Annotated in this window: 9 protein-coding genes; 6 read left to right on the forward strand and 3 right to left on the reverse strand. The window is 58.3% G+C overall.

Going from position 1 to position 12,345, the window contains the following annotated elements:
- Positions 1-13 precede the first annotated feature (13 nt).
- Together GG681_RS14885 and dld are read left to right on the forward strand one after the other, a co-directional pair.
- Positions 14-1,159, forward strand: coding sequence for an alpha-hydroxy acid oxidase (locus tag GG681_RS14885; protein ID WP_153548827.1), 1,146 nt, complete (start codon positions 14-16; stop codon positions 1,157-1,159).
- Between the two features lie 12 nt (positions 1,160-1,171).
- Positions 1,172-2,848 (forward strand): D-lactate dehydrogenase, encoded by a 1,677-nt coding sequence (dld, locus tag GG681_RS14890; protein ID WP_153548828.1) that lies wholly within the window; start codon positions 1,172-1,174, stop codon positions 2,846-2,848.
- 53 nt (positions 2,849-2,901) lie between these two features.
- Here dld and GG681_RS14895 read toward each other — a convergent pair whose 3' ends face one another.
- The 3 genes from GG681_RS14895 to GG681_RS14905 all read right to left on the reverse strand — a co-directional run bounded on the left by GG681_RS14895 (position 2,902) and on the right by GG681_RS14905 (position 8,460).
- Positions 2,902-5,955: an efflux RND transporter permease subunit gene (locus tag GG681_RS14895; RefSeq protein WP_153548829.1), complete on the reverse strand. Its 3,054-nt coding sequence runs from the start codon at positions 5,953-5,955 to the stop codon at positions 2,902-2,904.
- Between the two features lie 10 nt (positions 5,956-5,965).
- Complete coding sequence (locus GG681_RS14900; protein ID WP_153548830.1) at positions 5,966-7,045, reverse strand: efflux RND transporter periplasmic adaptor subunit; 1,080 nt, start codon at positions 7,043-7,045, stop codon at positions 5,966-5,968.
- A 365-nt stretch (positions 7,046-7,410) separates the two neighbouring features.
- Complete coding sequence (locus GG681_RS14905) at positions 7,411-8,460, reverse strand: diaminopropionate ammonia-lyase (RefSeq protein ID WP_153548831.1); 1,050 nt, start codon at positions 8,458-8,460, stop codon at positions 7,411-7,413.
- A 125-nt stretch (positions 8,461-8,585) separates the two neighbouring features.
- Here GG681_RS14905 and GG681_RS14910 point away from each other — a divergent pair, with 125 nt between their 5' ends.
- From GG681_RS14910 to GG681_RS14925, 4 genes are all read left to right on the forward strand, one after another.
- Complete coding sequence (locus GG681_RS14910) at positions 8,586-9,050, forward strand: Lrp/AsnC family transcriptional regulator (RefSeq protein WP_153548832.1); 465 nt, start codon at positions 8,586-8,588, stop codon at positions 9,048-9,050.
- Positions 9,051-9,220: 170 nt separating this feature from the next.
- The gene (locus tag GG681_RS14915; RefSeq protein WP_153548833.1) at positions 9,221-10,378 is read left to right on the forward strand and encodes an amidohydrolase; all 1,158 of its coding nucleotides are present in this window, start codon (positions 9,221-9,223) and stop codon (positions 10,376-10,378) included.
- Positions 10,375-11,538 carry a M24 family metallopeptidase gene (locus tag GG681_RS14920; RefSeq protein ID WP_153548834.1) on the forward strand — a complete coding sequence of 388 codons (1,164 nt, stop codon included), beginning with the start codon at positions 10,375-10,377 and terminating at the stop codon, positions 11,536-11,538. Before GG681_RS14915 ends, GG681_RS14920 begins: the two co-directional genes overlap by 4 nt.
- Positions 11,539-11,562: 24 nt before the next feature.
- A complete protein-coding gene (locus tag GG681_RS14925) occupies positions 11,563-12,318 on the forward strand; it encodes a maleate cis-trans isomerase family protein (RefSeq protein WP_153548835.1) in 756 nt (251 codons plus the stop codon).
- Positions 12,319-12,345: the final 27 nt, after the last annotated feature.

Below are 12,345 nucleotides of genomic sequence, written 5' to 3' on the forward strand. Positions count from 1 at the left end.
TGGAGTTCCATCAATGAGACTGAGCGATTGCCATAATTTCCAGGATTTTCGCAAACTGGCGCAGAAGCGCCTGCCTGGCCCCATCTTTAACTATATCGATGGGGCAGCAGACGATGAGGTGACTTACCGCGAAAACACGGCCTCCTTTGATCGCTGCGATCTGCTGCCATCGGTGCTGCAGGGCGTGAATGAGGTGGATATGTCGGTGACGGTGATGGGGCAAAAGCTCGATATGCCGATCTACTGTTCGCCCACTGCATTGCAGCGCCTGTTCCACCATGATGGGGAGCGCGCTGTGGGGGCGGCGGCCGAAAAATTCGGCACCATGTTTGGCGTGTCCTCTTTGGGGACTGTCAGCCTGGAAGAGATGCGCAAGAAACATAAGACGCCGCAGGTATATCAGTTCTATTTCCACAAGGATCGTGGCCTCAACAAAGCCATGATGCAGCGCGCCAAAGAGGCGGGGGTGGATGTGATGATGCTGACGGTCGACAGCATCACCGGCGGCAACCGGGAACGGGATCTGCGCACCGGCTTTTCCATTCCGTTCAAGCTGACGCTTGGCGGTATGATCCAATTTGCCATCCGGCCGATGTGGGGCATCAACTATGTGACCCATGAGAAGTTCTCATTGCCGCAGCTGGATGAGTTTGTGGATATGAGCGGCGGCGCCAGTTCCATCGGCGGCTATTTCAGCGAGATGCTGGATCCGTCGATGAATTGGGATGATGTGGCTGAGATGGTGCGCGACTGGGATGGGCAGTTCTGCCTGAAGGGTGTGATGACCGCCGAGGATGCGCGCCGCGCCGTCGACATTGGTTGCACCGGTATTGTGCTGTCAAACCACGGTGGGCGGCAGCTCGACGGGTCGCGCACGCCGTTTGATCAGTTGAAAGAGATCGTCGACGAAGTGGGCGATGAGATTGATGTGATCATGGACAGTGGCATTCAGCGCGGCACCCATGTGCTCAAGGCGCTGTCGCTGGGCGCCAAAGCTGTGGGCGGTGGGCGGTTCTACCTCTATCCGCTGGCGGCGGCAGGTCAGCCCGGCGTGGAACGGGCCTTGGGGTTGATGCGTGCGGAGATTGAGCGTGGCATGAAGCTGATGGGTGTGAAGCGGGTCGACCAGCTGACACCAGAAAATCTGCGGTTTCGCTAACAAGAGGGCGCTATGACTGATCAAGATCTTATCCAGGACTTTCAAAGGATTGTCGGCCGCCGCAATGTGTTGACCCATGAAAGCGCAACCCGCCCGTTTCGTCTGGGCTTTCGCTCAGGCGAGGGGGATGCGCTGGCGGTGGTGCAGCCGGGCACCCTGTTGGAGCAATGGCAGGTGGTGAAAGCCTGCGTTGCCGCCGATAAGATCGTGATCATGCAGGCGGCCAACACGGGCCTTACCGAAGGATCCACCCCAAAGGGCACCTATGATCGCGGTGTGGTTTTGATCAACACCCGGCGTCTGGATGGGCTGCAGCTGATCAATGACGGCGCGCAGGTGATCAGCTTTCCGGGGGCGACGTTGTTTTCGCTGGAAAAACTGCTGGCACCATTGAAACGCCTGCCACATTCGGTGATTGGCAGTACCAGCATTGGATCCACCGTGGTGGGTGGCGTGTGCAACAATTCCGGCGGCTCGCTGGTGGAACGTGGCCCGGCCTATACTGAGCTTGCGCTGTTTGGTCAGATCAACGCTGAGGGTGAGCTGGAGCTGGTGAACCACCTTGGCATTGAGCTGGGTGACAGCCCGGAAGAGATCCTGACCAACCTGCAAGAGGGGCGTCTGGGCGAGATCATCAATGATGAGCGCAAGGCCTCTGACAGCAACTATGTTGAGCTGGTGCGTGATTTTAAGGCCGATACGCCCTCGCGCTATAATGCGGATAAAAACCGTCTCTATGAGGTCTCGGGCTGTGGCGGCAAGCTGATTGTCTTTGCGGTGCGCCTGGATACGTTTGAAGACTATAAATCCACCGGCACGTTTTATGTGGGCACCAAAGACACCACAGAGCTTACAAAGATCCGTCACCGCATTCTGGGTGAGTTTGAAACCCTGCCGGTGAGCGCGGAATATCTGCATGAAGAAGCGTTTGATATTGCAGATAAATACGGCAAGGATACGCTGATCCTGATCGACAAGCTTGGCACTGATCGGCTGCCTGCGCTGTTTGCCCTAAAAGGCGCGGTGGATGCGCGGCTGGCAAAAGTTCCGTTTATGGGCAATTTCACCGATCGGTTTATGCAGTTCCTCGGCAGGCTCTGGCCCGATATGCTGCCTGCCAAGATGCGCGATTATCGCGCCAAATATCCGCATCATCTGATCATCAAAGCCCATGACGGCGGCATTGATGAAACCCGTGCCATGCTCAAGGAAATGCAGGCGACAGGTGGGATTGAGTTCTTTGAATGCACTCCGCGCGAAGCAAAACTGGCGGGGCTGCACCGGTTTGCGGCGGCGGGGGCGGGTGCGCGCTATATGGCGGTGCATCGCAGTGAGGTCGAAGACATTCTGGCGCTGGATATTGCCCTCAGACGCAATGATGAGGATTGGTTTGAAAACCTGCCCTCTGAGATCAGCGATCATCTGGTGCACAGCATTCTTTATGGCCATTTCATGTGCCATGTGATGCATCAGGATTATGTGGTCAAAAAAGGTTCAGACCCCAAAAAGGTCAAAGCGATGATGCTTGAGATCATGGACCAGCGCGGGGCGGAATACCCGTCGGAACATAACGTGGGTCATCTTTATGCAGCCAAGCCGGATCTGGCGGAGTTCTATAAATCGGTTGATCCCACCAACAGCATCAACCCAGGGATCGGGAAGATGTCGCGCAGAAAAAACTACCAATAAAGCGAGATCTGTTGATGTAAAAAGGGCGCCCGTTGCGGCGCCCTTTTTTGATTTTATGCAGCTTGTGCAGCAGCGCGTTGCCTGCGGTCTTCGCGGGCAAAGAAGATCATGTAAAACACCGGCGCTGCAATCATCGTGAGGATGGTGGCAAAGGCCAGACCACCCATGATGGTGGCCGCCATCGACACAAAGAACGCATCACTGATCAGCGGGGCCATGCCAAGGATCGTGGTCAACGCTGCCAGCATTACCGGGCGCAGACGGGAGACCGAGGCCGTGACAATGGCATCGCGCAGATCGTCCGTGCTTTCGCCGCGCTGGATGTCGATTTCCTCAACCAGAACAATGCCGTTTTTGATCAGCATGCCCGAGAGGCTGAGAAGCCCCAAGAGCGCGGTAAAGGTGAACGGCAGCCCGGTTCCCATCAGTGCAAGAACCACGCCGTTTACGCTCATCGGGACCAGCAGCCAGATGATGATCGGCTGGCGCAGCGCGTTAAAGAGCACCACCGAGATCAACACCATCACCAAAAGCGACAGCGGCAGCTGTTTGCCAAGGGATGCGTTGGCGTCGGAGGAGTTTTCATGCTCACCGCCCCATTCCATCAGATAGCCGGGGGGCAGTTCGATGGCTTCGACGTTTTTATGCACCGCATTCCACACGGTTGCGGCGGTCACATCGGGGGTGATGTCGGCACCAACCGTCAGCGTATAGACCCGGTTGCGGCGCTGAACCTGGGTGTTTTCCACCTCATAAGACAGGCCGTCGAGCATCTGCTCAACCGGGACCCAATCCCCTGCGGCGCTGGAGAAGACCACCTGATTCATCAGGTTGTCGGGCTCTTCCGGGGCCTGGCGCAGCACAATCGGGATCTGGCGTTCGCGTTCGCGGAACTGGCCGGTGGTAACGCCGGTGGTGCCAAAGGTGAACGCGCCTGCGATGTCTTCGCGGGTGACACCCGCGGTTTGGGCGCGGTCGGTGGCGTAGATCGGTTTGAGCACAAGTTCCTGTTCGCGCCAGTCATGACGCAGGTTGCGCAGCTTGTCCGATGAGGCCGCGAGCTCGGTCATGGCCTGATCCGCCAGCGCGCGCAGCACCTTGGGATCGGGGCCTGAAAAACGGACCTCGATCTGGGCACCACCACCGGGGCCAAACACCAGCCGTTCGGTGCGAAACTCACCTTCGGGGTAGGCGGCTTTGCCAAAGGCATCAAAGTCGGCGCGCAGCGCAGGGATGTCTGCAAGCGTGCGAGTGCGGATGATCAGATGCCCGTAGCTGGGATTGCCCTGCTGGGCTCCGTATGTCAGCAGGAAGCGGGTTGCGCCACGTCCGGCAAAGGCTGAGACATCCACCACTTCTTCGCGGGTTTGCAGCCAGTTTTCAAAGGTCTCCAGATGGCGGGAGGTGGTTTCAATCGATGTTCCCTGCGGCAGTTTATAATGCAGGAAGAAGATCGGCGTGTTTGAATCCGGGAAGAACTGCTGACGCAGCTGGCCAAAGCCAACAAACGACAGCGCAGTCACGCCCACAAGGGCCGCGACCACCAGCCAGCGCAATCTGAGCGCTGCGCGCAGGATATTGGCGTATGCGCGAAACAGCAGTGAGCCATAGGCGTCATCTGCATCGCCACTGCCCTGTTTAAAGAAGTAATGCCCCAGCAGCGGCGTTGCCGTCAGCGCCAGTACCCAGCTGAGCAGCAGCGACATGGCAATCACCGCAAACAGCGAGAACAGGAATTCACCGGTGGAATCCGGGCTGAGACCAATACCAGCAAAGGCCATGATGCCAATGACGGTTGCCCCCAAAAGCGGGATCTGGCTTTTTGCGGAAGCTTCAGTGGCGGCCTCGCGCGAGGTTTTGCCCCGATGCATGGCGATCTGCATGCCTTCGGCAACCACAATGGCGTTATCAACCAGCATCCCCATGGCGATGATCAGCGCGCCCAGCGAGATCCGTTCCATTTCAATGGAAAACAGCGCCATGAACAAAAGCGTGCCGACAACGGTAAGGAGCAGCGTGGTGCCCACAACAACAGCGGCGCGCCAGCCCATAAAGAGCGCCAGTACCACCACTACAATAGAGACCGACATGGCGAGGTTTACCAGGAAGGCATTTGAGGATTCATCCACCACCACATGTTGCTGGTAGATTGGCTGCAGCTCAACGCCGTAGGGCAGCACGCTGTCGAGCGCGGCAAGTTTGGCGTCGACCCGGTTGCCCACATCAACGATGTTTTCATCCGCAATGCCTGAAATCCCGATGGTAAAGGCTTCGGTGCCATTGTGGCGAATAAGCAGCGAGGGATCATCCGTGCGGCCGCGCCAGACATGGGCGATATCGGTGATTTTGATGGTTTCGCCCTGCGAGCCCACGGTGAGGCCTGCAATTTCCGACACGGAATCGCTGCCTTCGGGTGTGGTGATGCGGATCTTGGCATCGCCCGGTTCAAAATCACCCGCAGGTGTTACTGAGTTCGAGGTGGAGATTGCATTGGCAATTGCCTGGGACGAGATGCCCAGGTTGGTTGCAATTGACATGCGGGGTTCAACATAGATCGCCTCGTCGCGGATGCCTGCGATTTCCACATCGGCGACCCCGTCCACCGTGAGCAGTTCGCGCCGCAGATAGGTGGAGAGCTCGTAGATTTCCGCGTCTGAGAACCCGGGCGTCGTCACCGCGTAAAAGATCCCATAAACATCGCCAAAACGGTCGTTGACCTGCGGCTGGCCCGCGCCTTCGGGCAGGGCGCGGGCAGCATCGCGCACTTCGGCGCGCAGGCTGGTCCAGATCTGTGGCAGCTCATCGCCTGCGTAGGTGTCTTTGAATTCCACACCGATGCGGGACATGCCGGGGCGGTTGGTGGAGGTGATCTCTTTCACTTCCTCCATCTTCTGGATCGCGGATTCCAGCGGTTCTGAAACCTCAAGCGCGACCTGTTCGGCGCTGGCGCCGGGGTAGGGGGTGAAAACAACCACTTCTTTGATGGTAAAGGCCGGGTCTTCCAGCCGACCCAGCGACATGAAGCCCCAGATCCCACCCAGAAGGGCAATGAGCATGATCAGCCAAGTATACAGTGGCCGGTCGATTGAGGTGCGTGCAATATCCATCGCTCAGACCTCAGTTTGCAAAGCCGGTGAAACGGCGCACCTGCGCGCCGTCTGCAAGCGCGCCGCCGCCGGTGGCCACAATTTCCTGCCCGCCTTCAAGGCCGCTTGTCACGTAGATTTCGCCAAACTGGCTGGGTTCAATTGTCACCGCGCTCCAGCGCAGGCTGCCTTGATCGGTGTCGCCTTCGGCGTTGAACACCAGCACACCGGGGTTGCCGCTGGCGTCAGGCACAATGGCGGTGGTGGGCAGGGTGATGCGCTCTTCGCCGGTTTTTACCACAACGTTTACCGTGGTGGAGGCACCGGGCAGGATCTGACGGTCGCTGGGTGGTTTCATCTTGAGAGTGACGCGGAAGGTCTGACCCACGGCTGAGGCTTCGGCAGCATATTCCAGGATTTCAACGGGGTAGCGGATGTCAGAGCCGGGGAACTGCGCGTTGAGCGTGAGTGTGTCGCTTTCGTTGGAGTTCTGAAACAGCACTTCGGGCACATTGATTTCGATGTGCAGCTCGGACATGTCGTGGATGCGTGCGATCGGGGCACCAGCCGCCACAGTTGTATAAAGCGCAACTTCGCGCCGCGCGATCAGCGCATCAAAGGGGGCAAGCAGGGTGGCGTGGCGCAGATCGGTGCGGGCGTTGCGCAGGGAGACATCTGCAAGCTTTGCCTCGGTTTCGGTGTCTTCGATGATCACCTGGCTGACGGTGCCGGACAAACGTTCATTGCGCGCCTTGGTGCGATCGGCCTGTTCTTTGCGCAGTTGCGCCTGCTCCAGCTGGAGCTCGAAACGTTCCAGGTCCAACTGGGCAATCATGGTGCCTTGGGGAATGGTCTCTCCCTCGGCTACGGGCATTTTGAACACCTGACCGGCGACCTGAAAGGCGAGATCCACAGTTTCTTTTGCAGCCACCTGACCAAAGAAGCGTCGTTCTACCTGTTGAGGGCCGCTTTGAATTTTCATCAGCTTGACCGGTTTCAGAATATCGGTGCTGGGCGGGTTGTTGGACTGGGAGTTTGACTGGGCGCTGAGCGCGCCGGGTGTCAGCGCGAGGCTGCACAGCAGTGGCAAAAGCAGGTGTTTGAATGTCATTTTCGAGCTCCAATTCCGCGGGTGCTGTCCTGGGCTTTGTCAATCGAGCAGTGATCAAAGGGTGCCCCGCGCAGGCAATAATTATGTGCGGCACTTGGAGTTGATCTTACTGTCGGTCACGAAGCGGTAAAGCCTTTTTAGGCAATGTGAACTGAGCAGTTTAGATAGCGTATTGAATTGGCATTGCAAGGGCCATTGATCCCTTGGCTGAATAGAGTTTTGCCCTTGGCCTTATCTCTTTGGATCGTGGCAAATGTGTTCGCGCATGCCGACCAAGGCCGTGCGCGAACGTTGCAGGTATCCCTGTTTTTTCGCATTTGCTGAACGCTAATATCGCAGGTGCGCCACAGCTGGTGGCTGGGTGATCAGCCCAGCCCTTCTGAGATGATCACAAGAGGCCGCATGTGTTGCGGGTTGCTGTGTGCGGCGGCGCTTTTGCACAGGGCGGCGTAGCCCGCTGCGCCCGAGGGGGTGGTGGCGAGGCCCAATGCCGTAACCGCCTCTGCGGCGGCTTTGCCTTCGGCTTCGGTGAGTGTTTCATAGGTCACATTGCAGCGCTCCAGCACGTTCCAGGCAACGATTGAGGGCTCTTTGCAGTCAAGGCGGCCCATCTCGGAATCTGGCCCGTCGCCGCGGGTGGGTTCCCCTGCGAGATGGCTGGATTTCAGACAGGCGGCGGCTTTGGGTTCAACAACGATCAGTTCGGGCTGTTCGGCCCAATTGTGTCGGATCATATGGGCCATGGCAGCGGCGAGCCCGCCAACACCCGCCTGCAAATAGACATGGGTAGGCCAGATGCCCGTGGCTTCAAAGGACTGGCGCATTTCTTCGGCGATGACGCAGTAGCCTTCCATCACCCATTTGGGGATGTCGGTGTAGCCGGGCCAGGTGCCATCGGCGAGCAGGATCGCGCCGCTGTTGTCCGCATCGGCAATCGCGGCGGCGACGCTTTCATCGTAGACATCGCCCGAGCGCACCACTTGAGCCCCGAGTGTCTCAAGGCGGGTGGTAAAGTCTTCGGGCACGGTTTTGGCTAGGTGAATACGGGCCGAGGCCCCCATGGCGCGTGCGCCCGCTGCCACGCCAATGCCGTGGTTGCCCGCGCTGGCGCAGACAAAGGTATGTTGCGCGGCAAAGTCGCGGATATCGGCGTCTTGCAAGCGCGCGGGCGTCAGCTGTTCGCCGGTTTTTTCCTGCCAGGCCTGATCCAGCAGGCGAGCCACCGCATAGGGTGCGCCAAGGGCCTTGAACGCGCCAAGCCCCATGCGCTGGGTTTCATCCTTGGCAAAGACGCTGATGCCCTGCGGGCCATCGATCGTTGTGAGCGGAGACACATCGTAGTTGTCTTGCGTCTGAAAAAATTCGAGCGCGCGGGCAAAGTCGGGAGCGAAGCCAAGAGAGTTGGTGCTGGTCATATCGGGTCCATCCGCTTGTGTTTGAGCTAAAAGTATTTGCCAATTCGACTGTGTGTTATTTTCATTATACGCTTTAATCTCGTAATTAAATTTCGCATGAACCACTATGAGCGCGAGGATTTTTCATGGGTGTCGAACTTGATGATACGGATCTTACAATCCTGAGAACGCTGCAGCAGGATTGTCGAATCGGGCTGGAACAGCTGGCACAGGCCTGCAGCCTGTCAGTTCCCTCGGTGCAAAGGCGGCTGAAACGGCTGCGGGAAAGCGGGCTGATCCTAAGGGAAGTGGCGCTGCTTGATGCCAGTAAGTTCGACTATAAGATGACTTTTGTGGTATCTGTTGAACTGGATCGAGAAACGCTGCAGCAACTGGACCTGTTTCGCAAACGGGTACGCAGCGAACCACAAGTGCAGCAATGTTATTATGTGACCGGCGAAGCGGATTTCATTCTGGTCTGTGCCGCGCAGGATATGGCGGATTTTGAAGCGCTGACGCATCGTTTGTTTTTTGAAAACTCCAATGTGCGCCGATTTCGCACCTCGGTGGTGATGGATCGCACCAAGGTTGGCCTGTCGCTGCCGATCTGAGGCAGGCACCGGGCGCTGCGTGAATCGGCACGGCGGTCTGGCTGGCGCTGAGTGAAATGATCTCAAAATGGCGCTTTGGTGCAAGAAATTCTGCCAGATGCCAGGATAATTGATGCAAATCGCGCATCGTCTCTTTGTAACAATGAAGAAAATCAACAGCGGAATATAACATGAACGACCTAGCCACACGACTGACCGAGCTGCGTCACGATCTTCACCGAAATCCTGAATTGGGGTTTCAGGAGGAGCGGACCAAAGCCTGTGTTGCGGATCGGCTGCGCGCGCTTGGGATCGAGGTGCACCAAGGGGCCGGTGTGGTTGGTGTGCTGCGCTGTGGCAGCGGCAATCGGGCGATTGCCCTGCGCGCGGATATGGATGCGCTGCCGATCAGTGAAACCTCTGAGCATGACTATGTGTCGCTGAATGCAGGGGTGATGCATGCCTGCGGCCATGATGGCCACACCACAATGTTGCTGGGCGCGGCCGAGCGTCTGGCGCAGGAACAAGGGTTTGATGGCACCGTAGTGTTGCTGTTTCAGCCAAACGAAGAACACGGTCTGGGCGCGCAGGCGATGCTCGACGAAGGGGTGTTGCAGCGGTTCCCGGTTGAAGAAATCTACGCCATCCACAATTTGCCGGGGGCGCCGTTAGGGCAGGTTTCGACCCGCGCGGGTATTATCTGCAACAGCGAAACCCTGTTTGAGATCACTGTGAAGGGCCGGGGTGGTCATGCCTCGATGCCGCAGGCGGGTGTGGATGCGATCACGGTGGGCGCAGAGATTGTGCTGGCGCTGCAGACTGTTGTGGCGCGCAAGCTTGCTCCGGCGTCGGGTGCGGTGGTTTCGGTGACAGAATTCCTGTCGGACGGGCAGCGCAATGTATTGCCGGGCAATGTCACGCTGAAAGGTGATTTTCGCGCCCGCTCCCCCGAAGATCGCGTGAGTATTGAACAGTTTATGCGCCAGATCGTTGCGGGCATTGCTGCGGCGCATGGTATTTCTGCCAGCGTGGATTTTGACACCCAGTTTGTGGAAACCATCAATGCACAAACCCCTGCTGAGGCGGTGTATCGGGCCGCCGAGATCGCCGAGGGCTGCACGCTGCTGCGCGACCGCGCGCCGATGAGTTTTTCGGAAGATTTTGCGCATTTCGCGGCTGCGGTGCCGGGGTGTTTTTTGCTGCTTGGCAATGGCGAAAGCGGCGCGCACGGCCGTCCGCTGCATGCCTCGGATTATGATTTCAACGATGCCTTGTTGCCGATTGGCGCAGAGTTCTGGGTGAGGTTGGTGCAGGATCGGCTGCCGCAGCAGAAGGAGCAGGAGGCATGACCCTTCCCACACGTGGCTTTGAGGTAGAAGAATTTGCCCGCCGCACTGCCGCCGCGCAGGAGAAAATGGCAGCGGCTGGTCTTGCAGGCATGTTGCTGACCACCGAGCCTGAGGTGCGCTATTTCAGCGGCTATCACACGCTGTTCTGGCAAAGCCCGACGCGGCCGTGGTTTCTGTTTGTTCCGGCTGAGGGCAAACCCATCGCCATTATTCCCGAAATTGGTGCGGATCTGATGCGGCGTAGCTGGATCAGCGATATCCGAACTTGGAGCGCGCCGGATCCCAAAGACGACGGCATCAGCCTGCTGCGCGAGCTGCTGTCAGAGTATGAGGCGCGCGGGGCTGTGATTGGTCTGATGAAAGGTCATGAGACCCATCTGCGGATGCCGCTGGGGGATTATGAACGGCTGATGGCCGGGCTTTCGGGGATCAAAGTGGTTGATTGCACTGAGATTATCCGCGCCTTGCGCATGGTGAAATCTGAGGCCGAGATCGCAAAGCTTGCCCATATCTGCGCTATTGGGTCGCGCAGTTTTGCCCAGGTGCCCGAGTTCGCCTCTGAGGGGCAGCCGCTGGAAGAGGTGTTTCGCGCGTTTCGCTGTGCGGCGCTCACGCAGGGGGCGGATGATGTGCCCTATCTGGTTGGGAGCGCGGATCAGGGGGGCTATCACGATGTGATCTCGCCGCCCTCGCGCAGGCCCTTGGCGCGTGGTGATATTTTGATGATGGACACGGGCGCGAGCTGGGATGGGTATTTCTGTGATTTTGATCGCAACTGGGCCATTGGTCAGGCCGATGATGCGTCGCGGCGGGCCTATGACGTGTTGTGGCGCTCAACAGAAGCGGGGATTGAAGCCGCGCGTCCGGGTGCGCGTTGCAGCGATCTGTTTCAGGCGATGCAATCCGTGATCGCGGAACTGGATGATCAGGGTGGAGATGTGGGGCGGCTTGGCCATGGGCTGGGAATGCAGCTGACGGAATGGCCGTCGCACTGCGCCTGGGACGAGACGGTGATTTGCGAGAATATGGTTCTGACGCTTGAGCCTTCGCTGAGCTATGGCGACGGGCGCATTATGGTGCATGAAGAAAACATCGTGGTGCGCGCAGAAGGGGCGCAACTGTTGAGCCAGCGTGCGGCGGCGGAGCTGCCAGTACTCTGAAGGGCGGTGATCAGGAGGGGGAAGATGAAGCTTTCATTTGAAACCGACGCGGGGATCGGCACGCGGGCCAATCTTGGTGTTATTGTGCTGGAAACCGATGAGACGCTGGAAGCTGAGTTTTGCCGGATCATCCGGTGCGCTGGGGTTGCGCTGTATCACAGCCGTATTGCGATGGTGCCGGAAATTCGCCCGGAGACGCTGTTGCGGATGGAGCAGGATCTGCCTGCCTCGGCCCGGTTGTTGCCGCCAGCCTTGCAGTTTGATGCCATTGGTTTTGGCTGCACGTCGGCATCAACAGTGATTGGCTCACAACGTGTGGCGGCGGCGGTTCAGACGCTGTGCCCCAGCGCGCAGGTCACAGATCCGCTGGCGGCGGTGATCGCTGCGGGGCGGGCGATGGGGATCAAACGGTTTGGGTTTGTTACGCCATATGTGCCTGAAGTATCGATGAAAATGAGGCAAAGGCTAGAAGATGCCGGGTTTGAGATCGCCGGGTTTGGATCCTTTGAAGAGGGCAATGACAGGGTGGTCGCGCGGATCAGCGAAGCGTCGATCCTGCAGGCGATTGTGGCTGTGGCTGAGCAGGATGCCTGTGATGCGGTCTTTGTGTCCTGCACGAATTTGCGCTGTCTTGATGTGATTGCGCAGGCCGAAGCCAAGATCGGAAAGCCGGTGATTTCCAGCAATCTGGCGCTTGCGTGGCACATGCTGCGCCTGGCCGGGATCAAAGACAAAAACCCGCAGTTCGGGCAGCTGTTTGGCTATGATTTGGCGGTTTAGGGCTGCGTTTTTGCGGTGAGGTGGTGA

Origin of the sequence: Tritonibacter aquimaris (assembly GCF_009617595.1) — a bacterium.
GTDB lineage: Bacteria > Pseudomonadota > Alphaproteobacteria > Rhodobacterales > Rhodobacteraceae > Epibacterium > Epibacterium aquimaris.

Excerpts from the sequence above, each read along its gene's own strand:
- GG681_RS14885 (WP_153548827.1), top strand. The coding sequence starts at position 14 with ATGAGACTGAGCGATTGCCATAATTTCCAGGATTTTCGCAAACTGGCG.
- dld (WP_153548828.1), top strand. The coding sequence starts at position 1,172 with ATGACTGATCAAGATCTTATCCAGGACTTTCAAAGGATTGTCGGCCGC.
- GG681_RS14895 (WP_153548829.1), bottom strand. The coding sequence starts at position 5,955 with ATGGATATTGCACGCACCTCAATCGACCGGCCACTGTATACTTGGCTG.
- GG681_RS14900 (WP_153548830.1), bottom strand. The coding sequence starts at position 7,045 with ATGACATTCAAACACCTGCTTTTGCCACTGCTGTGCAGCCTCGCGCTG.
- GG681_RS14905 (WP_153548831.1), bottom strand. The coding sequence starts at position 8,460 with ATGACCAGCACCAACTCTCTTGGCTTCGCTCCCGACTTTGCCCGCGCG.
- GG681_RS14910 (WP_153548832.1), top strand. The coding sequence starts at position 8,586 with ATGGGTGTCGAACTTGATGATACGGATCTTACAATCCTGAGAACGCTG.
- GG681_RS14915 (WP_153548833.1), top strand. The coding sequence starts at position 9,221 with ATGAACGACCTAGCCACACGACTGACCGAGCTGCGTCACGATCTTCAC.
- GG681_RS14920 (WP_153548834.1), top strand. The coding sequence starts at position 10,375 with ATGACCCTTCCCACACGTGGCTTTGAGGTAGAAGAATTTGCCCGCCGC.
- GG681_RS14925 (WP_153548835.1), top strand. The coding sequence starts at position 11,563 with ATGAAGCTTTCATTTGAAACCGACGCGGGGATCGGCACGCGGGCCAAT.